Annotated in this window: 21 protein-coding genes; 12 read left to right on the top strand and 9 right to left on the bottom strand. The window is 70.4% G+C overall.

Annotated features, from left to right (window positions below):
• Positions 1-16: 16 nt before the first annotated feature.
• Complete coding sequence (locus tag E1286_RS34280) at positions 17-1,330, bottom strand: sugar ABC transporter substrate-binding protein (protein WP_132619223.1); 1,314 nt, start codon at positions 1,328-1,330, stop codon at positions 17-19.
• A gap of 136 nt (positions 1,331-1,466) precedes the next feature.
• Between E1286_RS34280 and E1286_RS34275 the strand changes: the two genes are divergently transcribed.
• The 3 genes from E1286_RS34275 (at position 1,467) to E1286_RS34265 (ending at position 4,237) form a co-directional block, all read left to right on the top strand.
• Positions 1,467-2,261 (top strand): NAD-dependent epimerase/dehydratase family protein, encoded by a 795-nt coding sequence (locus tag E1286_RS34275; RefSeq protein WP_246075450.1) that lies wholly within the window; start codon positions 1,467-1,469, stop codon positions 2,259-2,261.
• 84 nt (positions 2,262-2,345) lie between these two features.
• Positions 2,346-3,308: a LacI family DNA-binding transcriptional regulator gene (locus tag E1286_RS34270; RefSeq protein WP_132619221.1), complete on the top strand. Its 963-nt coding sequence runs from the start codon at positions 2,346-2,348 to the stop codon at positions 3,306-3,308.
• A complete protein-coding gene (locus tag E1286_RS34265; protein ID WP_132619219.1) occupies positions 3,305-4,237 on the top strand; it encodes an aldose epimerase family protein in 933 nt (310 codons plus the stop codon). Before E1286_RS34270 ends, E1286_RS34265 begins: the two co-directional genes overlap by 4 nt.
• Here E1286_RS34265 and E1286_RS34260 read toward each other — a convergent pair.
• Positions 4,230-6,674 carry a SpoIIE family protein phosphatase gene (locus E1286_RS34260; protein WP_165970041.1) on the bottom strand — a complete coding sequence of 815 codons (2,445 nt, stop codon included), beginning with the start codon at positions 6,672-6,674 and terminating at the stop codon, positions 4,230-4,232. The two genes, E1286_RS34265 and E1286_RS34260, sit on opposite strands and share 8 nt — an antisense overlap.
• Positions 6,675-6,855: 181 nt before the next feature.
• Here E1286_RS34260 and E1286_RS34255 point away from each other — a divergent pair, with 181 nt between their 5' ends.
• The 6 genes from E1286_RS34255 (at position 6,856) to E1286_RS34230 (ending at position 13,393) form a co-directional block, all read left to right on the top strand.
• Positions 6,856-9,360, top strand: a complete 2,505-nt coding sequence (locus E1286_RS34255; protein WP_132619215.1) for a DNA translocase FtsK — start codon at positions 6,856-6,858, stop codon at positions 9,358-9,360.
• Between the two features lie 87 nt (positions 9,361-9,447).
• Entirely contained in the window at positions 9,448-10,209 is a 762-nt protein-coding gene (locus tag E1286_RS34250; RefSeq protein ID WP_132619213.1) for a helix-turn-helix domain-containing protein, read from the top strand.
• A gap of 70 nt (positions 10,210-10,279) precedes the next feature.
• Positions 10,280-11,689, top strand: coding sequence for a 30S ribosomal protein S12 methylthiotransferase RimO (gene rimO, locus E1286_RS34245; RefSeq protein WP_132619211.1), 1,410 nt, complete (start codon positions 10,280-10,282; stop codon positions 11,687-11,689).
• A complete protein-coding gene (pgsA, locus tag E1286_RS34240; protein WP_132619209.1) occupies positions 11,686-12,258 on the top strand; it encodes a CDP-diacylglycerol--glycerol-3-phosphate 3-phosphatidyltransferase in 573 nt (190 codons plus the stop codon). The genes rimO and pgsA overlap by 4 nt, the downstream gene beginning before the upstream one ends.
• A 3-nt stretch (positions 12,259-12,261) precedes the next feature.
• Positions 12,262-12,753, top strand: a complete 492-nt coding sequence (locus E1286_RS34235; RefSeq protein ID WP_132619207.1) for a CinA family protein — start codon at positions 12,262-12,264, stop codon at positions 12,751-12,753.
• A gap of 286 nt (positions 12,754-13,039) precedes the next feature.
• Positions 13,040-13,393, top strand: coding sequence for a helix-turn-helix domain-containing protein (locus tag E1286_RS34230; protein ID WP_132619225.1), 354 nt, complete (start codon positions 13,040-13,042; stop codon positions 13,391-13,393).
• Here E1286_RS34230 and E1286_RS34225 read toward each other — a convergent pair.
• The gene (locus E1286_RS34225; RefSeq protein WP_132619205.1) at positions 13,390-14,169 is read right to left on the bottom strand and encodes a DNA-formamidopyrimidine glycosylase family protein; all 780 of its coding nucleotides are present in this window, start codon (positions 14,167-14,169) and stop codon (positions 13,390-13,392) included. The two genes, E1286_RS34230 and E1286_RS34225, sit on opposite strands and share 4 nt — an antisense overlap.
• A gap of 102 nt (positions 14,170-14,271) precedes the next feature.
• Positions 14,272-14,409, bottom strand: coding sequence for a hypothetical protein (locus tag E1286_RS34220; RefSeq protein WP_223190694.1), 138 nt, complete (start codon positions 14,407-14,409; stop codon positions 14,272-14,274).
• A gap of 16 nt (positions 14,410-14,425) precedes the next feature.
• Between E1286_RS34220 and E1286_RS34215 the strand changes: the two genes are divergently transcribed.
• Complete coding sequence (locus tag E1286_RS34215; protein WP_132619201.1) at positions 14,426-14,785, top strand: DoxX family protein; 360 nt, start codon at positions 14,426-14,428, stop codon at positions 14,783-14,785.
• Between the two features lie 264 nt (positions 14,786-15,049).
• On the opposite strand, the gene E1286_RS34210 is transcribed toward E1286_RS34215, so the two are convergent.
• A complete protein-coding gene (locus E1286_RS34210) occupies positions 15,050-15,499 on the bottom strand; it encodes an RrF2 family transcriptional regulator (protein WP_111181941.1) in 450 nt (149 codons plus the stop codon).
• A gap of 206 nt (positions 15,500-15,705) precedes the next feature.
• Between E1286_RS34210 and E1286_RS34205 the strand changes: the two genes are divergently transcribed.
• The gene (locus tag E1286_RS34205) at positions 15,706-16,887 is read left to right on the top strand and encodes an ROK family transcriptional regulator (protein ID WP_132619199.1); all 1,182 of its coding nucleotides are present in this window, start codon (positions 15,706-15,708) and stop codon (positions 16,885-16,887) included.
• Positions 16,888-16,933: 46 nt separating this feature from the next.
• Here E1286_RS34205 and E1286_RS34200 read toward each other — a convergent pair whose 3' ends face one another.
• The 4 genes from E1286_RS34200 to E1286_RS34185 are packed head-to-tail and all read right to left on the bottom strand — an operon-like array spanning position 16,934 to position 21,585.
• Entirely contained in the window at positions 16,934-18,373 is a 1,440-nt protein-coding gene (locus E1286_RS34200; protein ID WP_132619197.1) for a glycoside hydrolase family 3 protein, read from the bottom strand.
• A 33-nt stretch (positions 18,374-18,406) separates the two neighbouring features.
• The gene (locus tag E1286_RS34195; protein ID WP_132619195.1) at positions 18,407-19,258 is read right to left on the bottom strand and encodes a carbohydrate ABC transporter permease; all 852 of its coding nucleotides are present in this window, start codon (positions 19,256-19,258) and stop codon (positions 18,407-18,409) included.
• Positions 19,258-20,262, bottom strand: a complete 1,005-nt coding sequence (locus E1286_RS34190) for a carbohydrate ABC transporter permease (protein ID WP_132619193.1) — start codon at positions 20,260-20,262, stop codon at positions 19,258-19,260. The genes E1286_RS34195 and E1286_RS34190 overlap by 1 nt, the downstream gene beginning before the upstream one ends.
• 6 nt (positions 20,263-20,268) lie before the next feature.
• Positions 20,269-21,585: an extracellular solute-binding protein gene (locus E1286_RS34185; RefSeq protein WP_132619191.1), complete on the bottom strand. Its 1,317-nt coding sequence runs from the start codon at positions 21,583-21,585 to the stop codon at positions 20,269-20,271.
• 137 nt (positions 21,586-21,722) lie between these two features.
• Here E1286_RS34185 and E1286_RS34180 point away from each other — a divergent pair.
• A partial coding sequence (locus tag E1286_RS34180) for a MarR family transcriptional regulator (protein ID WP_132619189.1) occupies positions 21,723-21,909 on the top strand: 187 nt, incomplete at its 3' end.

The raw sequence follows: 21,909 nt of genomic DNA, 5'->3' as shown, positions 1-21,909 counted from the left end.
GGGGTGGGGATGGACGTCATGACGCGTTCTGGCTCTGCAGTTCCTGGGTGAGCTTGGTGTTGAGCTCGTCCATCGCGGTCTTGACGTCGGCGGAGCAGTCGGCCCAGACGGCGTTGATGGTGTCGGCGGAGTCCTGGCGGATCGGCGCCCAGTTGGGCACGGGCGGCGCGTAGACCGCGTTCGCGTACGACTCCTGGAACACCTGCCAGCGCGGGTCCTGGCGTTCGGCGGCCATGTCGACCTGTGTGTTGACGGGCAGACGGACGATCGCGCCGTTGGCGTCCTTGTTCATGCCGATCCGCTGGCCCTCGGGGGAGATCGCGAACTCGGCGAACTTCTTCTGCGCGTCCTGCATCTGCGAGCCGGCCATCATGTAGACGTTCTCGCCCTCGCCGAGGGTGCCGGGGCCGCCGGACGGGCCCTTGGGCACGGGCAGCACCTCGATCTTGTCGGTGCCGATGCTCTCCACGAACCGGGCCAGCACGTACGGCCCCACCAGGTAGATCCCGCCCTGGCCCTTCTCGAAGACCTCGTGCGTGACGGTCGTGTCGTTGCTGACCGCGCCGGGGTTGACCGTCTTGTTGTCGCAGAACTGGTCCTGCAGGTACTGGACGGCTTCGACGGCCTTGGGGTCGTTGGCCGTGGCGACGTACTTGCCGGGGCCGTTGGCCTTGAGGAAGTCGCCGCCGTTGGCGTAGATGAGTGAGGAGGCGTACCAGGAGGCGTAGCCGCGCTTGGTGCCGGCGGGGATGACGAAGCCGGCGGTGTCGGCGGTGCCGTTGCCGTCGGGGTCCCGCTCGGTGAAGGCCTTGGCCAGCGCGGTCAGATCCTCCCAGGTCTCGGGCGCCTCCATGCCGACCTTCTCGCGCCAGTCCTTGCGCACGATCAGCGCGAACGACTGGGCGGAGAAGGGGGCGCCGTAGGTCTTGCCGTCGCTGCCGGTCGCGGCCTTCCATGCCAGGTCGGACAGCTGGTCGCCGCCGGCCAGCGCCGCCTTGTCGACTTCTTGGAGCCAGCCCTGCGACTGCATGGCGCCGAGTTGGGCGGTGTCGTTGATGACGATGTCGGGGAGTTGGCGCTGCGCGGCCTGCTGGTTCAGTTTGGTTTCGAAATCGTCGAAAATGGCGACGACATTCGTCTGAACCCCACTGGCCTTGGTAAATGCGTCGGCGAGCCTCTTCGCCGTCTTGGCGGATTCCGAATCGGGCGCCTGCCTGATCCAGATCTCTAATGTGTTGTTGTCCGACGCTGTCGATCCGTCGGAACCGCAGCCTGTCAGCCCTGCGGCTAAGGCCGCTGCTAGAGCGACTCCCAGCAGACGACGTGACATAAGACCGCCTCCTGTTCACATATGTGGACATGAGTCGCGCACTTGGATGTGTGCCTGTGAACGTAACTAGTGACATGGCGCACGGTCAATATTCAAGGATGTGAATTCGGGTCAGAATCGTGTACACCATGGATGCATGCGCATTCTCATGACAGGGGCCGCGGGGAAAGTCGCGACGCTGCTTCGGCCGCGGCTCGCCCGTGCGGGCCGTACGCTGCGGCTTTCCGACGTCCAGCCGGTCGAGCCGGGCCCGGGGGAGGAGTGGGTGACGGCCGACCTGGCCGATCCCGCCGACATGGCCGAGGCCATGAAGGGTGTCGACGCCGTGCTGCACCTCGGAGGTCAGAGTCGCGAGCGTCCCTGGGCCGACATCGTGCGGGCCAACATCGAGGGCACGCAGGTGTTGATGGAGGCGGCGTACAACGAGGGGGTCCAGCACGTCGTCCTCATGGGCAGCCACCACGCGGCGGGCTTCCACACCCGGCCGGAGTCCGGCGAGGACCTGCCCGACTACGCCTTTCCGCGCCCCGACACGTACTACGGCGTGAGCAAGGTCGTCATGGAGGCACTCGGCAGCCTCTTCCACGACCGGTTCGGCATGAACGTGACCGTCATCAGGCTCGGCACCTGCAACGATCGCTCACCCGACACGCGCGGCCTGGCCACCTGGATCTCGCCCGACGACCTCGCCCGCCTCGTCGAGGCCGCGCTGACCGCGCCCGGCTACCACGTCGTCTGGGGCGTCTCCGACAACGCCCGCCGCTGGTGGTCGCTGGAGGAGGCGAAATCCATCGGGTACGTCTCCCGCGACTCCTCCGAGTCTCAGGCGGCCGCGCTCATCGCCGAGCACGGTGAGCCCGATCTCGCGGACCCGGTCCACCACCGCGCCGGCGGCGTGTTCACGCTGAAGGAGCTGGGCGGCTCCTGGTGATGGCAATCGGTTGCAGTCAACTTGACGCCGCCACCGGCAAAGGTCAAGGCTTGGTCTGGCAACCGTTTGCAAGGGAGGGCGGCGATGGCGGCGACGATCAAGGACGTGGCCCGCGTCAGCGGCGTGCACGTGTCCACGGTGTCGCGCGCCTTCTCCGCGCCCCATCTGGTCAACCCCGCCACCAGGAGCCGTGTGCTCGCCGCCGCCGACGACCTCGGCTACCGGCCCAACCGGGCCGCCCGGGCGCTGACCACGGGGCGCACGTTCAACCTGGGCCTGATCGTCGCCGACATCTCCAACCCGTTCTTCCCGCCGCTCATCAAGGCCGCCCAGGCGCAGGCCCGCGGCCGTGACCACCACGTGTTCGTGGCCGACACCGACGAGGACCCGCGGGTGGAGGAGGAGCTGATCAGGACGCTCACCAAGCAGGTGGACGGCGTCCTGCTGTGCAGCCCCCGCCTGTCGAACAAGGTGATCGAGCGCCTGGCCGAGGACGTGCCGTTCGTCGTGGTCAACCGCCGGATCCGCGGCATGCCGTCGGTGCTCATGAACGTCGCCCAGGGCGCCGCTCTCGCCCTCGACCACCTGGCCGGCCTCGGCCACCGCAGGATCGCGCTCGTCTGCGGCCCGGCCGGCTCGTGGACCAGCAACGAGATGCAGGCCGTGGCCGCCCGCTCGCAGGGGCTCGACCTGGTCTCCTTCGGCCCCAACCAGCCCACGGAGGGCGGCGGCCTGGCCATGGCTGCGGAGGTGGCGGCCTGCGGCGCGACCGCGGTGCTGGCCTACAACGACCTGCTCGCCCTCGGCCTCGTCGAGGGGCTCGCGGCGATGGGGATCAAGGTTCCAGAGCAGATTAGTGTGATCGGGTTCGACGACATCCTGCCCGGACGCCTCAACCGGCCCAAGCTGACCACCGTGGCCATGCCGGCGGCCGCCGCGGGGAGGATGGCCGTCGACCTGCTGCTGCAGTCGGGGGGCGAGGGCGCCACGGTGACCCTCGACACCGCCCTCATCGTCCGCGAGTCCACGGGAAGGGCCAGAACATGATCTTCGGAACGCTGCCGTCCGGCCGGCAGGTCGAGTGCGTGGAGCTGTCGTCGGGACGGCTGCGCGCCGAGGTGCTCACCTACGGCGCCGTCGTCCGCAGGCTGGAGGTGTCCGGGGTCAACGTCGTACTCGGGCTCGACACGCAGGAGGACTACCTCACCCGCAGCCGCTACTTCGGCGCCGTGGTCGGCCGCTACGGCAACCGCATCGCCGGCGCCCGCTTCACCCTCGACGGCGTCGAATACCGCCTGCCGGTCAACAACGGCCCCAACAGCCTGCACGGTGGCACCGAAGGCTTCGACAGCAAGGTGTGGACTATTGCCGCCAGGACCGACGACTCGGTCACCCTGACGCTCACCAGCCCCGACGGCGACCAGGGCTACCCGGGCACGCTGACCGTCTCGGTGACGTACACGCTCGCCGACGACGCGCTGCGCATCGACTACGCCGCCGAGACCGACGCGCCCACGGTGGCCAACCTGACCAACCACTCCTACTTCAACCTCAAGGGCGGCGGCGACGTGCTCGACCACGTCGTCCGCATGGAGGCGGCACACTACCTGCCGGTGGACGACGACAAGATCCCCACGGGCGAGCTCGCGCCGGTCAAGGGCACGCCGTTCGACTTCACCGCGCCGCACGCGGTGGGGGAGCGCAACGACGGCGCCTACGACCACTGCTTCGTGCTCGACGGCGGCATCACGGTGACGGGCGGCGGCCTGACCATGGAGGTCACCACCACCGAGCCGGGCGTGCAGTTCTACACCGGCGCCATGCTCGACGGCACCGCCACGCCGTACGGGCCGTTCGCCGGGCTGTGCCTGGAGACCCAGCACTTCCCCGACTCGCCCAACCAGCCGCGCTTCCCCTCGACCGTGCTGCGGCCGGGCGAGCGGCGCACCTCCACGACGTCGTACCGGTTCATCTGACCGGCTGGCGCAGGACGGCGGAGGCCTTGATCACCAGAAGGGCCACGTCGTCCTGCGACGGCTCGGTGGCGAACGTCTCGACCGCGAGCCGCACCCGTTCGGCCACCGCGTGGGCGCTCAGCCCCCCGCAGCCGGACAGCAGCCGCGCCAGCCCGTCGCCGTCGTCGAGCAGCCGGTCGCCGTCGCGCCGCTCGGTCACCCCGTCGGTGACGCACAGCAGCACGTCCTCCGGCGCCATCTCGAACCTCTCGACGTAGAAGCGGGCGCCGGTCTCGATGCCGAGCAGCAGCTGCGGCGTCGCCACGGTCTCGATCCGGCCGTCGGCCCGCAGCAGCAGGGGCGGCGGATGACCGGCCGAGGCGACCGTGCACAGCGCGCCGCCCTGGGGCAGCGGCGTCAGCTCCCCGCACAGCAGGCTGAGGAACCGGTCGTCGTCGCCCTCCTCCAGCAGCGCCTGGTTGAGCCGGTCGAGGATGTCGGCCACCGTGTAGTTCTCCTTGGCCAGCAGGCGCACGGCGTGGCGGGCCAGACCCGTCACGCCGGCCGCCTCGGGGCCGCTGCCGCACACGTCGCCCAACGCGAAGCACCAGTGGTCGCCGACGGTGAACAGGTCGTAGAAGTCGCCGCCGACGTCGGCGCCCTCCTCGGCCGGCTCGTACACGACCGCCGACTCCAGGCCGGGCATGGGCGCCACACGCATCGGCAGGAGGCTGCGCTGCAGCACGCGCGAGCGGGTGGCCTGGCGCGCGTACAGCATGGCCGTGTGCAGGTTGAGCGCCACCAGGCGGCACAGGTCGGCCAGCAGGTCGGCGACCTCCAGCGGCAGCGTCGGCTCGGCGCGGCCGATCACCAGCGCGCCGTGCGACCTGCCCTGGGAGAACAGCGGGAAGGCCAGCACGGTCTCCGGGCCGACCGGCCAGCTCACGTCGCCGAGGGCGCTGCGCGGGATGGCGGGCAGCGACGTGCGCAGCTCGGCGTTGTGGCCCTCCTCGCTGTGCCAGACATGGGCGAGCCTGGTCATCCCGGTCAGGTCGGTCAGATAGACCGCCGCCCACCTGGCGATCTTGGGCACCACGAGCTGCGCGGTGAGCGCCGCGATCAGCTCCTCGTCGTGCACCCCCGCCAGCAGCTCGCCCGCCTCGGCCAGGAACGACAGCCGCCCCCGGTGCGCGCGGTCCTGCTCGGCCAGCCGCTCACGCTGCAGCGGCACGGCCACCTGGTCGGCGATGTGCTGCAGGCTGACCGTCAGCTCGTCGTCGAAGCGGCCCGGCTGGGCGGCGGTCACCACGAGGAACCCGATCACCTCGCCGGTCACCAGCAGCGGCGCGCACGCCAGAGAGCGCGCACGCAGCTGCTCGGCCAGCTCGACGTCGCCCGCCAGCAGATCGGCGACCAGCGCGGGCGTCCTGCGGTCGGCGCCGAGCACGCCGGTGGCCAGCACCCCCACCAACCCCGCCGTCGCGCCCGCGCCCGCGGCCACGCCGAACCGGCTGCCGTCCTCGGCGGCCAGCAGCACGTACGCCGCGTCGCCGCCGCTCGACACCTGCACGACCTGGGCGATCGTGTCCAGCAGCTCGGTGAACGGCATGTCGCGGTCGAGCAGCTCCTTGATGCGCCGGCCCGCCTCCCTGCGCATCGGCGCGGGCGGCGGCGTCAGGACGTAGCGGTGCTCGCGCGACACCACCATCCAGATGGCCCGGCGCTCGCCGGCATGGCCCTGACTGAGCAGGTGGGAGACGTACACGGGGATCAGCCGGCCGTCGAGGTGGCGCATGCGCACCTCGCCCCGCCAGCGGCCCAGCCCGAGCGTGTCGGCCAGCGACAGCGCGTACGGGCCGTGGCCCCGCCAGGCCACCAGCTCCTTCAGCGACCGGCCGACGGCCTGCTCCGCCGACCAGCCGAGGAGCCTTTCCGCCTCCGGGTTCCACGACTCCACCACGCCGTCGCGGTCGGCGACCACCACCCCGACGTGCAGCGCCTCCAGCGGGCCGGCCGGCACGGCGGCGAGCGGGGCCTCGCGGGGATCGCCGCCCTCGCCGAGCTCCATGCGCACCCAGACCCGTTTGGCCGTCTTGGTGTAGGTGACGCCCCAGGCGTCGGCCAGCAGCGCGGCGAGCGCGAGCCCCCGTCCCGACGTGGGCAGCCCGCCGGGGGACTCACCGGGATTCTCCGGGACCGTCCGCGCGGGGTGGTGGTCGTCGACCTGGATCTCCAGCCTGGCCGGTACGGCGTCGACGTCGAGGCGGCAGGTCAGCTCGACGCCGGTGCCCGCGTGCACGACGGCGTTCGTGACGAGCTCGCTGGTCAGCAGCACGGCGTCCTCGGCCAGGTGGCTCAGGCGCCATTCGCCGAGCACCTGGCGGACGAACTTGCGCGCGTGCGCCGGGGTATGGGGAGTGCCCTCGAAGGCCGTGCTCGACACCCGGGTCGTGTCCACTCTGCGTCCTAGAACATCACTCGATGTGGCAGTTCGGTCACTCCAGGGTGACAGACCGGGGGCCGTCGGCATGTCCAGTTGTCAAGAAGGCCGCCACGTGATCAGGTTTCGGTTGCTCACATGTCAGGACACCGGCGAGCCTACGCGCGTACGACGGTGTCTCCGACGTACCTTTGGCATCATGGCCACCCGTACGCCGAAAAGCGCATCGAAGGGGCCGGCGAAGCGGTCGACCTCGTCACGCTCGACCCCCGCCAAGCGCGGATCCACGTCGGCGGGACGTCCTCGGGCGAAGGGAGCCGCCTCCGGTCGCAAGCCCTCGACGACCCACCAGGACCCGATCAGCTGGGTCTTCACCATGATCGGCAAGCTGATCGTCGGGCTGTGGATGTTGCTCGCCAATGGCATCGGCAGCGCCACGCGGGCGCTCGGCAAGAACGCCCGCGAGCTCGATCCGGCGCACCGGCGCGACGGGGTGGGACTGACGGTGCTCGCCGCGGCGATCGTGCTCGCGGCCATGACCTGGCGCAACTCCGACGGCGCGGTGGCCGGAGTGGTCAACGTGACCGTGCGGGGCGTGTTCGGGTCGCTGGCGTGGGCGCTGCCGCTGCTGCTCGGGCTGCTGGCCTGGCGCTACCTGCGCCACCCCGACCAGAACGCCGACACCGGCCGCATGGTGATCGGCTGGGCGGCGCTGGTCGTCGGCGTGCTCGGCGTCATCCACGTGACGAACGGCACCCCCTACCCGGCGGGCCAGGGCCAGGGCATGGACAAGGTGTCGGCGGCCGGCGGCATGATCGGTTTCCTCGTGTCGGCGCCCCCCATGAGCATCCTGCCGTCGTGGGTGACGATTCCGCTGTTGCTGCTCCTGTCCGGGTTCGGCGTGCTGGTCATCACGGCGACGCCGGTCCATCGCATCCCTGAGCGGCTGGCCGAGCTGCGGCACATGCTGTTCGAGCGGCAGTCGGAGACCGACCAGCAGAAGACGCCGGCCAAGAGGCGGGTCAAGGCCAAGAAACCCGTCGACGGCGACGGCGTCGAGATCGTCAAGCCGTATGACACCCCGGTGTTGTCCGAGAAGGAGCGGCGCGACCACTCGCCCGAGATCGTGCCCGGGCTCACCGAGGAGGAGACGCCCGCGCCCGAGACCGAGCGCAGGCAGGAGCCGCCGCTGCCGACGCCCGCGCCGCGCAAGGTGGAGCAGCTCGTGCTGTCGCCGCAGGCAGGGCCGTACGCGGTGCCCGACCTGCAGTTCCTCAAGCCCGGCACGGCGCCGAAGCCGCAGACCAAGGCCAACACGACCGTGGTCAACGCGCTGACCAGCGTGCTGGAGCAGTTCGGCATCGACGCGCAGGTGATCGGGTTCACCCGGGGCCCGACGGTGACCCGCTACGAGATCGAGCTGGGGCCCGCGGTCAAGGTGGAGAAGGTCACCGCGCTCACCAAGAACATCGCGTACGCCGTCAAGTCAGCCGATGTCCGGATTTTGTCGCCTATTCCGGGGAAGTCGGCCATCGGGGTCGAGATCCCGAACGCCGACAAGGACCTCGTGGCGCTCGGCGACGTGCTGCGCTCCCAGGTGGCGCAGGCCGACCACCACCCGATGATCGTCGGCCTGGGCAAAGACGTCGAGGGCCGGACGATCGTGGCGAACCTCGCCAAGATGCCTCACCTGCTCATCGCGGGCGCGACCGGCGCCGGTAAGTCCGTCTGCGTCAACGGGCTGATCACCAGCATCCTCATGCGCGCCACGCCCGACGAGGTGCGCATGGTGCTGGTCGACCCCAAGCGTGTCGAGCTCAGCGTGTACGAGGGCATCCCCCACCTCATCACCCCCATCATCACGAACCCGAAGAAGGCCGCCGAGGCCCTCGAATGGGTCGTGGGCGAGATGGACCGGCGCTACGACGACCTGGCCGCCTCCGGGTTCCGGCACGTCGACGAGTTCAACAAGGCCGTACGCGCGGGCAAGCTGCAGCCGCCGCCCGGCAGCGAGCGCGTCTACCAGCCGTACCCGTACCTGCTGGTGATCGTGGACGAGCTGGCCGACCTCATGATGGTGGCGCCGCGCGACGTCGAGGACTCGATCGTGCGCATCACCCAACTCGCCCGCGCGGCCGGCATCCACCTCGTGATCGCCACCCAGCGGCCTTCGGTCGACGTGGTCACCGGCCTGATCAAGGCCAACGTGCCGTCCAGGCTGGCGTTCGCGGTGTCGTCGCTCACCGACTCACGGGTCATCCTCGACCAGCCGGGCGCCGACAAGCTGGTCGGCCAGGGTGACGCGCTGTTCCTGCCGATGGGCGCGAGCAAGCCGATCCGCATCCAGAACGCGTTCGTCTCGGAGAAAGAGATCGCCGAGATCGTCACGCACTGCAAGACGCAGATGCAGGCCGAATACCGCGACGACGTGGCCGCCGCGCCGGTCAAGCGGGAGATCGACGGCGACATCGGCGACGACCTCGACCTGCTGGTCCAGGCGGCCGAGCTGATCGTGACCACACAGTTCGGCTCGACGTCGATGCTGCAGCGCAAGCTCCGGGTCGGCTTCGCCAAGGCGGGACGCCTGATGGACCTGCTCGAAAGCCGGAACGTGGTCGGCCCGAGCGAGGGCTCCAAGGCGCGTGAGGTGCTCGTGAAGCCCGACGATCTGCCGGGTTTGCTGGCCGATCTGCGTGGCGAATGACCCCAATGCGTGCTTGCACGGCGATAACTGATTGAATATGTCTCACCACGAAGAGTAGTGGCCTGTGGTGGGGGGGGGCGGTTCGCTGTGCAGGAGCAGAGCATCGGGGCCATGCTGGCGGCGGCCAGGCAGGCGGCAGGGCTTACGGTCGCGCAGGTCAGCGCGGCCACGAGAGTTCGTGAGTCGATCATTCAGGCTCTGGAACAGGACGACGTCGAGCAGGGCGGAGGCGCCTTCTATGCGAGGGGCCACGTCAGAGCGGTGGCCAAGGCCGTGGGGCTCGACCCTGACGCCACGGTCCACCTGTTCGACCAGCAGCACGGCGGGGCGCCCAAGCCGATGCCGGCGTCGGCCGTGTTCCAGGCCGACCGCAAGATCCATCTGCCGGAGCGGCGCGGGCCCAACTGGACGATGGCGCTCGGGGTGGCGCTGGCGGTCGCGGTGATCTTCGGGACGCTGCGGGTGCTGGGCGGCGCCAGCGACCACGTGCGTACGGGTGACATGCAGGCGGCCTCGGCGCGGCCGAGCGTCCCGCCGAACACCCCGATCACCGAGACGCCGCGGCCCAAGCCGTCTAAGACGGCCGGCAAGAACATGGTGACCGTGCGGATGAAGGCCAAGCGGTCGTCGTACGTGAATGTGCACGACGCCAAGGGACGCAAGTTGTTCGCCGGGAGGCTCAAGGCGGGAAAGACGTCCACCTGGCGCGCGGCCGACCGGGTCGACGTGCTGATCGCCGACGCCGGAGCCGTGACGGTGCACGTCAACGGCAAGCGGGTCAGGGAGCTGGGCGGTACGGGAGAGGTCGTGCGGAGATCGTTCCTGCCGCCGAAACCGCAGTCGAGGTAGATCACCTGGAGATCAGCTGGGGAACCCGTGCATCGGGTGGTGGCCAACTCCCGATACCGTAGTGTTCACCATGTCATCCCGCCGAACCGCATCGCTGATCACTCTGGGCTGCGCACGTAACGAGGTCGACTCCGAGGAGCTGGCCGCGCGACTCGAGGCTGCCGGTTGGCAGTTGGGCGACGACGCCCCCGACGTCGTCGTCGTCAACACGTGTGGCTTCATCGACTCGGCCAAGAAAGACTCCATCGACACGCTCCTGGCCGCCGCCGACTCGGGCGCGAAGGTGGTGGCCGCGGGCTGCATGGCCGAGCGCTACGGCAAGGAGCTCGCCGAGGCCCTGCCCGAGGCGAGCGCGGTCATCTCGTTCGACGACTACGCCGACATCGGCGGGCGCCTCGACGACGTGATCGCCGGCCGGCCGCTGACGCCCCACACGCCGCGCGACCGGCGCACCCTGCTGCCCATCTCCCCGGTCGACCGGGCGAGCGCCGCCAAGTCCCACATCCCGGGCCACGGCGACCTGCCGGAAGGCGTGGCGCCGGCCAGCGGGCCGCGCGTGCTGCGCAGACGGCTCGACGAGAGCCCGGTGGCCTCGCTCAAGCTGGCCTCCGGCTGCGACCGGCGCTGCACGTTCTGCGCCATCCCGGCCTTCCGCGGCTCCTACGTCTCCCGCAGGCCCGAGGAGCTGCTGGCCGAGGCCGACTGGCTGGCCCACCGGGGCGTGCGCGAGCTCGTCCTGGTCAGCGAGAACTCCACCTCCTACGGCAAGGACCTGGGCGACCTGCGGGCGCTGGAGCAGCTGCTGCCCCAGCTCGCCGCCGTCGAAGGCATCGAGCGGGTGCGGGTCAGCTACCTGCAGCCGGCCGAGCTGCGTCCGGGGCTGATCGACGTGATCACCGGCACCGAGGGCGTGGCGCCCTACTTCGACCTCTCCTTCCAGCACGCCAGCAACGGCGTGCTGCGGCGGATGCGTCGCTTCGGCGACCCCGAGCGGTTCCTCGGGCTGCTCGACACCATTCGTGAGCGCGCCCCCGAGGCAGGCGTGCGGTCCAACTTCATCGTGGGCTTCCCCGGCGAGACCGAGGAGGAGTTCGGCGAGCTGGTCGGGTTCCTGGAGCGGGCCAGGCTCGACGTGATCGGCGTGTTCGGCTACTCCGACGAGGACGGCACGGAGGCCGCGCGGTTGCCGGGCAAGCTGGAGCAGGAGGTCGTCGACGAGCGCGTCCGCGTGCTCACCGAGCTGGCCGAGGAGCTGACCGCCCAGCGCGCGGAGGAGCGCATCGGGACGGAGGTCGACGTGCTGATCGACGACGACCTGGGCGACGGCGGCTACGAGGGCAGGGCCGCCCACCAGGGCCCCGAGGTCGACGGCTCGGTGACGGTCCAGGGCATCGGCCTGGTCCAGGGACAGATCGTGCGCGCGGTGGTGGTCGACGCCGAGGGGGTCGACCTGATCGCGCGCATCAAGGCCGGTCCATGACGAGGGACGAGCGCCGCGTGGTAAGCCCGTGGAACATCGCCAACGTCCTCACGGTCCTCCGGTTGGCGCTCGTCCCCTTCTTCGTCTTCTGTCTTTTCCTGCCGGGCACCGGGTGGCGGGTGGCCGCGCTCGCGCTTTTCGCGGTGGCCTCCATCACCGACCACCTCGATGGCGAGCTGGCCAGGCGATACGGCCTGATCACCGACTTCGGCAAGATCGCCGACCCGATCGCCGACAAGGCGCTGACCGGGGCGGCCCTGGTGTGCCTGTCGATCCTCGGCGAGCTGCCGTGGTGGGTCACGATCGTGATCCTCGTCAGAGAGCTGGGCATCACGGCGCTGCGCTTCTTGCTGCTGCGGCACGCGGTCATCCCGGCCAGCTACGGCGGCAAGGTCAAGACCGTGCTGCAGATCACGGCCATCGTGCTCTATCTGCTGCCTTTCGTGCCCGACCTCGTCCGGTGGGTGGTGATGGGGGCGGCGGTGCTGATCACCGTGGGCACCGGCGTCGACTACATCGTCAGGGCGGTGAAACTGCGTAGCGTGGCCAGGCGGGCACGAGGGGAGTGAACGATGGCGGATGTGGCGGGCATGCTGGCGCTGCTGGTCGGCCAGGGGGCCACGGTCGCGGTGGCCGAGTCGCTGACCGGAGGGCTCATCGGGGCGACGATCACGTCGGTCGCGGGGGCGTCGAAGGCGTTCCGGGGCGGGGTGATCTCGTACGCGACCGAGGTCAAGCGTGACGTGCTGGGCGTGCCGGGGGAGCTGCTGCGCCGTGAAGGGGCGGTGCACCCCGAGGTGGCGGCGGCGATGGCCGCGGGGGCGGCACGGCTGTGCGAGGCGACGTACGGGGTGGCGGTGACCGGGGTGGCCGGTCCGGAGCCGCAGGACGGCAAGCCCGTCGGCACCGTGTACGCGGCCGTCGCGGGGCCCGGAGGGAAGATCTGGTCCCGGGAGTTGAAACTGGACGGGTCGCGCGAACGTATCAGGGTAGGGACGGTGGACGAGGTAGTCGATCTTCTTTCAAGTGTGCTGAAGGCTAACGTAGGGGAACATTCCGGATGATTACCGTGTTACGTCCCGAGCGAACATGCGATGCGCGGTCTGACGCGGTGTCGGTGGATACGGGTACGGTGGAGCTGTGAGTGAGGTCCGTGAGCCAACTGCAAGCACCGAGCGCCCGGCAGGCGGGCCTGATGAGTCGCGCAACGAGCCACGAGTGGCGGTCCAGGGGCCGCGTCGCCCCACGATGACGGCGAGGAGTATGTACGAAGCGAAGAAGACCAATGTGCGGCACGATCCGATCGCGCGGGGCGTGGTGAAGACATCCGCGCCGGGGAGGGAGCGACAGATGATTCTGCTGCGTCAGCTGCTCGGCGACGTGCTGAGGCGGTTGCGGGTGCGGCAGGGGCGGACGCTGAGAGAGGTGTCCACGCTGGCGCGTGTTTCGCTCGGCTACCTGTCCGAGGTCGAACGCGGCCAGAAGGAGGCCTCGTCGGAGCTGCTCGCGTCCATTTGCGGCGCGCTTGGAGTGCCGCTGTCGCAGGTGTTGCGTGAGGTGTCCGACCAGTTCGCGCTGGCGGAGCTCCAGGCTGCCCCTGTGTTGGCCGAGGTGCCCGAGCACGAGCGCCTGCTTCCGGAGACGGTCCCTGGGCCGATGTCCGATTCGGTGTTCCCTGAGGTCAAGGACATGGTGGCTGCCTAACGCGGCTGGCAGCCCGCACACCACAGGATCAGCCGTTCCTGTGGCTGCGCCCCCATCTCCGCACGGCTGATGCGGGTGCCGCATCGGCGACAGGGCCTCCCCGCCCTGCCATAGACCCAGGTCTGGTTCGCCGGTCGGCGATCACCTGTGGTCACCGTGCCCGCGTGCCCCTTGTTGGCCGCCAGCAGCCGCTGGGCCAGCGACACGAGCCCTTCGAGATCGTCGATCTCCCCGACCTTCCGCCACGGCCAGACCCCCCGCAGGAAGAGGGTCTCGGCGCGATAGATCGTGCCGATCCCCGCCAAGTTGCGCTGATCGAGCAGCGCCTCCCCGATGGTCCTGCCGGGCGCCGCTCGCAGCCTGCGCGTGGCCTCCTCCGGGTCCCAGTCAGGGCCGAGCAGATCGGGCCCCAGGTGGCCCACCAGGCGTGCCTCGTCGTCCGTTCTGACGAGATCGACCATTCCCAGCTTGACGCCGATCGCCTGCCATTCGTCGTTGGCCAGGATCAGGCGTACCTGGTCGCCAGGGGTGGCGCGCCGGCCCGCGGGGGTGATGCGCCAGCTTCCGTCCATGCGCAGGTGGGTGTGGACGGTGAGAGCGCCCTCGACGCGGGTCAGCAGGTGTTTGCCGCGGGAGATCGTGGTGACGACCGCGCGGCCGGTGAGGTCGGCGGTGGCGTGCCGGGGGACGCGGAAATCCGATCGCGTGAGTACGCGGCCGTCCAGCGCGCCCCTGAGGCGCGCGGCGGCCCGATAGACGGCGTCCCCTTCCGGCATCCCTCCAGTCTAGGAACCCTGCCCCTCGGCGGTTCGCGCCGCTGCGGGTGCTCTGGTCCCGGACTCCCCAGGCGGGAGGACAGCGGGCGTCGGGGCACAGGATCAGCCGTTTCGGGTCTCGTAGGCGGTTCTGCCGGCCTCGATGTCGGCGATGTGGTCGATGGCCCAGCTTGCCAGCGCCAGCGCGGGCGAGATGAGACTGCGCCCGAAGCGCAGCCGTTCCTGATCAAGGGTTGCCACGACCAGGAGGGTCCACTTGTCGCAGATCCGGTCGAGGATCGTGCGGATCGTCCGGCCGCTCTACGCCGGAGGTAAGAAGGCCATCCAGAGCCAGGAACGGCTCCTGCCGATGATGGGCTGGGTCGACCGCGTTCCCATGCCGCTCCTCCGGCTCATCGGCGTGCTGGAGATTCTCGGCGCCGCCGGCCTCGTCCTGCCGCCGCTGACCGGAATCACGCCCTGGCTCGCCATCGCCGCGGCGATCGGCCTCGTCCTGATCCAGGTCGGCGGTATCGCGGTCCACCTCTCCCGTGGCGAGGCCCGGCTGATCGGACTCAACATCGCCCTCCTGGCCGCCGCGGCCGCGACCGCCTGGCTGGGCACCACCTGGCTCTGAACCGGCCGGCGATGTTCGCGGTCGGTTCCGTCGCGGAAACATTTTCTCTGTTACGGCGGGGCCAAGCAGGCCGCCACCCGCCGACCGGGGCTGAGGGCCTCCAGGAATACGGCCGCTGACCCGCACGGGGTGCGCGCCGTGACGCGCGTGCCGTTGACCGGCCAAGTGGTGCGGCGGTGAGGACCGCGAGCTCGTGACGATGGACGGCGGGACGTTCGCGGGCTCGCCGATGGACCGGTGGCCGGGACGAGGGCGGTGGTCTCGTCAGTCCCAGGCGGCGGGGTCGGCGGCGAGCTGGCGGATGCGGTCGGGCAGGGAGCCCGACGACACGTGCTCCAGCGTGACCTCTTCGAGGATCGAGCGCTCGGTGGCGCGCAGCGCGATCCACACCTGCTGCAGCGACTCCGCCGGGCCGCGGTAGCCGACGTGCTCGGGCCGTTCGCCCCGGACGTTGGCCAGCGGGCCGTCGACAGCCCGGATCACGTCGGCCAGCGAGATGTCGGACGCCGGCCTGGCCAGCACATAGCCGCCCTCGGGGCCGCGCTGGCCGCGGACGAGGCCGGCGCGGCGCATCTGGAGCAGGATGTTCTCCAGGTATTTGGGGGGCATGTCCTGCTCCTTGGCGAGCTCGCCCACGGTGGTCGGGCCGGCGCCGGCCGCGGCGAGTTCGGCGGCGGCGCGGAGGGCGTAGTCGACACGAGCGGATAGGCGCATGTTCTTGATTATCCCTCCTGGTCATCACTGGTTAGCCGCAAGGCCGCCAGAACATGCAGGAGATTCACATTCCGTACGCGCCGTGACGGCATCCTCCTGCAGGATCAACCGTCCGCGTCAGGCATCCTCTTGTCCGCTCGCAGCGGCGCGCAAGTGCCGAGCGCTAAACTTCCAACAACCTTTTCGATGTGACGGTGGGATACAGCGTGGAGCGACGCCCTGGTGTGCCCAGATTGCTCAGGGAGATCAACGACCGGGCCGCGCTGGAGCTGCTGCTGGCCACCGGGCCGATGACGCGGGGGCAGATCGGCGACCTGACGGGCCTGTCCAAGGTCACGGCCTCGCAGACGCTCGCCCGGCTGGAGGAGCGCGGCCTGGTCGAGGTGGTCGGCGCCCAGGCCGGCGGGCGCGGGCCGAACGCGGCCCTCTACTCCGTCATCCCCTCCAGCGCGTACGTCGCGGGCCTGGAGGTCGGGCCCGACCTGGTCTCGGCGGTGGTCGCCGACATCCACGGCCACACGATCGGCGAGGTGTCGGTCGAGCCCGACGGCGACGACGACCCGGTCTCGGTCGTGCACGGCGCCATCGTCAAGGCCTGCCGCGGCGCCCGGGTCAGCGTCTCCAAGCTCCGCGGCGTGGTGATCGGCACCCCTGGCGTGGTCGATCCGCGCAGCGGCGACATCCGCTTCTCCTTCGACCTACCCGGCTGGCACGAAGGCGTCCACGAGGCGTTGGCGGGCCATCTGCGGCGCGAGGTGACGATCGAGAACGACGTCAACCTCGCCGCCATCGCCGAGCACGCCGACGGGGCCGCCAAGGGGGTCGACGACTTCGTGCTGTTGTGGGCCAGCCGCGGGCTGGGCCTGGCGGTCATGCTCGGCGGCAGGCTCCACCGCGGGAGGTCGGGCAGCGCGGGCGAGATCGGCTACCTGCCGGTGCCCGGCGTGCCGTTGCCGGAGGACATCCGCACCTCGCCCGGGCGGCTGCCGTCGCTGGCGGGCGGTCTGCAGTCGCTGGTCAGCGCCGAGGCGGTGACCGAGCTGGCCCGGGGGTACGGGTTCGCGGCGGGTAGCGCCGGTGAGTGCGTCGAGGTGGCCGTGGCCGCCGGGGCCGAGGGCGAGCCGCTGCTCGACGAGATCGCCCAGCGGCTGGCCCTCGGGGTGGCGGCGGTGTGCGTGATCCTCGACCCTGGGCTGGTGGTGCTGGCCGGCGAGGTCGGGCACGCGGGCGGCGCCGCGCTGACGTCCCGGGTGGAGGAGGCGGTGGCCCGCATCTGCCCGGTCCGCCCTCAGGTGGTCACCACGACGGTGACCGACCGCAACCCGGTGTTGCGCGGCGCCGTGCTGGCCGCTCTCGAACAGGCCCGCGAGGAGCTGCTCGTCTCCTAGAGCGGTGGGGAAGTCCAGGCGGTGGGCAGCTCGCGGCGCGAGTGGCTCAGGCGGTGAGGAGTTCGACGGCGGCTTGGGCGTTGGGGCGGGCGGCGCCGTACGTGGCGATGTAGGCGGCGCCGGTGGGCCGCCAGACGGGCAGGCCCATCTCGATCACCGTCGTGTCGGGGCGTTCGGCGACCAGCGCCGAGACCATCTCGCGGCTGGCCGGATGGCGGTGCGCGTCCTTGACGACCACGACCAGCGACCGGTTCACGGCCTTGGCGAGCAGTCCGGGCACGTCCGCGGACGCGGGCGCGATCCGGAGGATCTCGGCCTCGGGCAGCCACGGCCCCACGCCCCAGGGCACCTCGCCCACGGCGATCGTCGGCGGGGTGTCCACCTCGATCACCAGCGGCTCGACGAGGGGCTCGGCGGTCCCCGTGAGCCGTACGGCGCGGCGGGCGGCGTCCAGGCCCACGGCGCCAGGCTCGTCGGCGGCGGGCCGCGGTGCGGCGAACCACTCCCGCAGCGCCGCCACCCGCGCGGCGGCCTCCTCCAGCCGCTGCGCGGGCAGCCGCCCGTCGCCCACCGCGGCGACGATCTCGGCGATGATCGCCAGGACGTCGTCGTAGCCCGGCACCGGGCCCAGGCACAGCAGGTCGGACCCGACCGCGAGGCTCCGTACGGCCCCGCCGGCCAGGCCCACGCTCTTGGTGATCGCGTGCATGTCGAGCGCGTCGGTGACCACCACGCCGTCGTAACCGAGCTCGCCCCGCAGGAGCCCGGTCAGCGCGGCGCCGGACAAGGTGGCGGGCGTCTCGCCCGTCAGCGCCGGCACCGCCACGTGCGCGGTCATCACGGACCTGGCTCCCGCCCCGATCGCCGCGCGGAACGGCGCCAGCTCGCGCTCGCGCAGCACGTCCAGGCCGACGTCCACGACGGGGATGGCGAGGTGGGAGTCGACGCGGGTGGCGCCGTGGCCGGGGAAGTGCTTGACGCAGGCGGCCACGTTCAGCGACTGCAGGCCCTCGACGGCTGCGACCGTGTGGCGGGCCACCAGCTCGGCGTCGGCGCCGAACGACCGGGTGCCGATCACCGGGTTGTCGGCCTCGGTGTTGACGTCGGCGCTCGGCGCCATGTCGAGGTTGACGCCGCAGGCGACCAGCTCCGAGGCGATCGCCCGGTAGATCCGGCGGGTGAGGGCGACGTCGTCCACGGCCCCCAGCGCCGCGTTCCCCGGGTACGGGCTCCCGGCGTGGTAGGCCAGCCGGGTCACGTCGCCGCCCTCCTCGTCCAGCGAGATGACGGGCTCACCGGCTCCCCGCAGCGCGGTGGTCAGCTCCAGCACCTGGCCGGGGTCCGCCACGTTCCAGCCGAAGAGCGTGACACCTCCCAGGCCCTGCTCCAGCTCGCGCAGCACCCATGCGGGCGCCGTGGTGCCCTGGAAGGAAACGAGCAGTGTGCCGGCCGCCAGGCGGCGCAGCCCCCGATCACTCTGACTCATGGCTCCTCATCGGTTGTCCGGCATGGCCGGGGGTCAGCCCTTCACGGCCCCGGCGACCAGGCCGGAGACCATGCGGCGTTGGACGAACAGGAAGAAGATGACGACCGGGAGGGTCATCATCGTGGAGCTGGCCATGATGGCGCCCCAGTCGGTGCCCTTCTGCCCGAAGAAGTACTGCAGGGCGACGGGCATGGTGTACTTCGTGGGGTCGCTGATCAGGTAGAGCGACATGATCAGCTCGTTCCACGCGGTGATGAACGAGAAGATGCTGGTGGCCACCAGCCCAGGCGCGACCAGCGGGAAGAGCACCTTCCAGAAGGTGGTGAAGCGGCTGGCGCCGTCGATCCAGGCCGCCTCCTCCAGCGACTTCGGCACGGCCGCGACGAACGTGCGCAACATCCAGATGCCGAACGGCAGCGTCAGCGCCACCTGCGTCACGATCAGGCCGAGCAGCTGGTCGTAGAGGCCGAGCCGGCGCACGCTCAGGAACAGCGGGATGACCAGCGCCTCGGCCGGGATCATCTGCACGACGAGCAGCAGCGCCAGGAAGGGCACCCGGCCCTTGAACCGGAACCGCGCCACCGCCGTGGCCGACAGCAGCGCGAAGACCGCGCCGATCAGCACCGTGCCCAGCGCGACGATGGCGCTGTTGCGCAGGTAGAGCCAGATCGAGTGCCCGGCCACACCGTCGGTGAGCACGCGCGAGATGTGCTCGAAGGTGAACTGGGTGGGGAACGGGATGAAGTCGGTGGTGAAGATCTGGTCGTTCGTCTTGAAGGCCGTGGAGACCATCCAGTAGACGGGGAAGGTCGCGACCAGGAAGACCAGCACACCCGTCGTGTTGAGCGCGGCCTTGGTCAGCCGCCTGCGGGCCAGCGGGCTCATCACAGCTCCTCCTGCTTGAACATCTGGCGGATGTAGGCGGCGGTGACGATGAGCAGGATGATGGTCAGCACGACGGCGATGGCCGCGCCCGAGCCCATCTTCGGCGGGGCCTTGAACGCCTCGGTCACCGCGTACATCGACAGGTTGAACGCCTCCCGGTTGTTGGTGCCGGCCAGCACGTACAGCTGGGAGAAGACCTTGAAGTCCCAGATGATGGACAGCACGGTCAGCACCGCGAACACCGGCTTGAGCAGCGGGAAGGTGATCTTCCTGAACGTCCGCCACGGGGTCGATCCGTCGACCCGGGCGGCCTCGTACAGCTCGGCGGGGATGCCCTTGAGGCCGGCCAGCACGGAGACCGCGATGAACGGGAAGCCCGCCCAGACGACGCAGATGGTCAGCACCATGTAGATGGACCAGGTGTCGTTGAGCCAGGGCTCGCCGGTCCAGTCGGCCCGGCCGAACAGGGCGCTGGAGAGCCAGTCGGGCAGCAGGTTGAGCGCCCAGTTGATGATGCCGGCCTCGGCGTCGAACAACCAGCGCCAGATCACGCCCTGCGCCACCGGCGGGACGGCCCAGGCGAACATGATGCCGATGATCACGAACAGCGACATCTTGCTGCCGAGCCGGTGCAGCAGCACGCCGACGGCGGTGCCGAGAATCAGCGTCAGCGGCACCGCGACCACGGCGAAGAGCACCGTGTTGCGGAGCGAGGACCAGAAGATGTCGTTGTCGAAGATGCCGGTGTAGTTCTCCCAGCCGAGCCATTCGGCGGGCCGGCGGCCGGAGATCTGGACCAGCCCCACCTTCTGGAACGAGATGGTCACCATCTGGACCAGCGGGTACAGCAGCAGGGCGGCGATGACCACCAGGCCCGGGATCAGCAGGACGTAGGGGATCGACCAGACGGGCAGCCCGCTGGACTTCCTCGGGGGATGCGCGCGGCGCCGCCCCGGGGTGGCGGAGTTCCGTTCACCCCGGGGGAGCGTTGAGGTCTTCGTCATGGGGCTTCAGGACGCGTTGAGGATGTCTTCGAGTTCCTTGTTGGCCGCGGCCAACGCCTCGTCCGCGGTCGCGTCGCCCTCGATGACCTGGCGCGCGGCGTTCTGCAGCACCGCCTTGGTCTCGTTGGCCTCGGTCCACTGCGGGTCGGCGGGGAAGGCCTTGGCCTTGGCGAACGCGGCCGCGAACGGCGCCTGCACCGGGTCACTGGCCAGCGCCGACAGGGCGTCGGAGTAGACCGGCAGGAGGCCGCCCTCGGTGGCGTACCGGACGCCCCACTGCTTGTTGGTGGCCAGCTTCACGAACTCCTTGGCCGCGTCGATCTCCTTGGCCAGGGCCCAGACGGCGATGTCGTTGCCGCCGAGGAACGACTGAGCCTCGCCGCCGTCCTTGGCCGGGAGCGGGAAGAAGGCCAGCTTGTCGCCCTTCAGCTCGCCGTTGCTCTCCTCCTCGATGGTGGCCAGGTCCCACGCGGCGGTGAGGTACATGCCGACCTTGCCGTTGGAGAAGCGCGTACGGATCTCGGTCGTGTTCTGGCTGAGCCGCGACTTGCTGGACAGGCCGTCGGTGACCAGACCGGTGTACTGGGCGAAGCCCTCCTTGAAGCTCGGCTCGGTGAGCTTGCCGACCCACCGGTCGCCTTCCTTGACGGCGTACTCGCCGCCGGCGGTCCAGGCGAGAGCGCCGAGGAGGTGGTTGGCGTCGGAGCCGCCGTTGAAGGCGAAGCCGTCGACGTCGGAGCCCTTCTCCTCCTGGATCTTCTTGGCCGCGGCCACGAGCTCGTCCCACGTCTTGGGGACCTCGATGCCGAGCTCCTTGAACCAGTCGGCGCGGTAGAGCACCGCCCGGCTGCCGCCGCCCCACGGGATGGCGTACGTCTCGCCGTCGATGGTCTCCAGCCCCATGAGGTTCTTCGGGATCTGGGCCTGGTCGCCCGAGGACACGATGTCGGTGACCGGCTCCAGGGCCTCCTGGCTGTGCCAGAGCGGCACCTGGTCGTTGCCGATCTCCGTCACGTCGGGGCCCGCGCCGCCCGCCGCGGCGGCGGCGAACTTGTCGTTCACCTGCGCCCACGGGATCCACTCGACGTTCACCTTGGCGCCGGTCTGCTTCTGGAACTCGGCGATCAGCTCTTCGTTGTACTTCTTGGCGTCGGGGTTGCTGTCTCCCAGGCGCCACATCGTCAGGGTCTTGCCGGCGAACTTGGGGCCGCCGGCGGCAGCGGGTGAGGACGTGGGGGGTGTGTCACTCGACCCACAGGCGGCCAGGCCCAAGGCCAGCGTGGCCGTGGCGACCGCAGTGGCTGTGATCTTCGCGATCCTCACAGGGTTCTCCCTTCCCGGGTGCTGGCCTACGGTCCGCACCAGGCTGATCGTCAATGCCGAACGATGCCTGCTAAACTAACAAGAAACTTTCTTAAAAGAAACGCCCGTTAGCCGATCGTGACGAGAAGGGTGCGCTGATGAGTCGAGACCCGGGAACCCCCCGGCTGCTCCGCCGGCTGAACGATCGCGCGGCGCTGGAGCTGCTCCTCGGGGACGGCCCCCTCACCCGGGCCGAGCTCGGCGAACGGACCGGGCTGTCGAAGGTGACCGCAGGTCAGCTGCTCGCCCGCCTGGAGGAGCGGGGGCTGGTCGAGGTGGCTGGGG

This window comes from Nonomuraea terrae (assembly GCF_004348995.1).
Lineage (GTDB): Bacteria > Actinomycetota > Actinomycetes > Streptosporangiales > Streptosporangiaceae > Nonomuraea > Nonomuraea terrae.
Note: the sequence above shows the minus strand (reverse complement) of the source record. Positions and strands in the feature narration are given on the sequence as shown.

Excerpts from the sequence above, each read along its gene's own strand:
- E1286_RS34270 (WP_132619221.1), top strand. The coding sequence starts at position 2,346 with ATGGCGGCGACGATCAAGGACGTGGCCCGCGTCAGCGGCGTGCACGTG.
- E1286_RS34280 (WP_132619223.1), bottom strand. The coding sequence starts at position 1,330 with ATGTCACGTCGTCTGCTGGGAGTCGCTCTAGCAGCGGCCTTAGCCGCA.
- E1286_RS34235 (WP_132619207.1), top strand. The coding sequence starts at position 12,262 with ATGGCGGATGTGGCGGGCATGCTGGCGCTGCTGGTCGGCCAGGGGGCC.
- E1286_RS34195 (WP_132619195.1), bottom strand. The coding sequence starts at position 19,258 with ATGAGCCCGCTGGCCCGCAGGCGGCTGACCAAGGCCGCGCTCAACACG.
- pgsA (WP_132619209.1), top strand. The coding sequence starts at position 11,686 with ATGACGAGGGACGAGCGCCGCGTGGTAAGCCCGTGGAACATCGCCAAC.
- E1286_RS34265 (WP_132619219.1), top strand. The coding sequence starts at position 3,305 with ATGATCTTCGGAACGCTGCCGTCCGGCCGGCAGGTCGAGTGCGTGGAG.
- E1286_RS34200 (WP_132619197.1), bottom strand. The coding sequence starts at position 18,373 with ATGAGTCAGAGTGATCGGGGGCTGCGCCGCCTGGCGGCCGGCACACTG.
- E1286_RS34210 (WP_111181941.1), bottom strand. The coding sequence starts at position 15,499 with ATGCGCCTATCCGCTCGTGTCGACTACGCCCTCCGCGCCGCCGCCGAA.
- E1286_RS34225 (WP_132619205.1), bottom strand. The coding sequence starts at position 14,169 with ATGCCGGAAGGGGACGCCGTCTATCGGGCCGCCGCGCGCCTCAGGGGC.
- E1286_RS34255 (WP_132619215.1), top strand. The coding sequence starts at position 6,856 with ATGGCCACCCGTACGCCGAAAAGCGCATCGAAGGGGCCGGCGAAGCGG.
- E1286_RS34190 (WP_132619193.1), bottom strand. The coding sequence starts at position 20,262 with ATGACGAAGACCTCAACGCTCCCCCGGGGTGAACGGAACTCCGCCACC.
- E1286_RS34275 (WP_246075450.1), top strand. The coding sequence starts at position 1,467 with ATGCGCATTCTCATGACAGGGGCCGCGGGGAAAGTCGCGACGCTGCTT.
- rimO (WP_132619211.1), top strand. The coding sequence starts at position 10,280 with ATGTCATCCCGCCGAACCGCATCGCTGATCACTCTGGGCTGCGCACGT.
- E1286_RS34230 (WP_132619225.1), top strand. The coding sequence starts at position 13,040 with ATGATTCTGCTGCGTCAGCTGCTCGGCGACGTGCTGAGGCGGTTGCGG.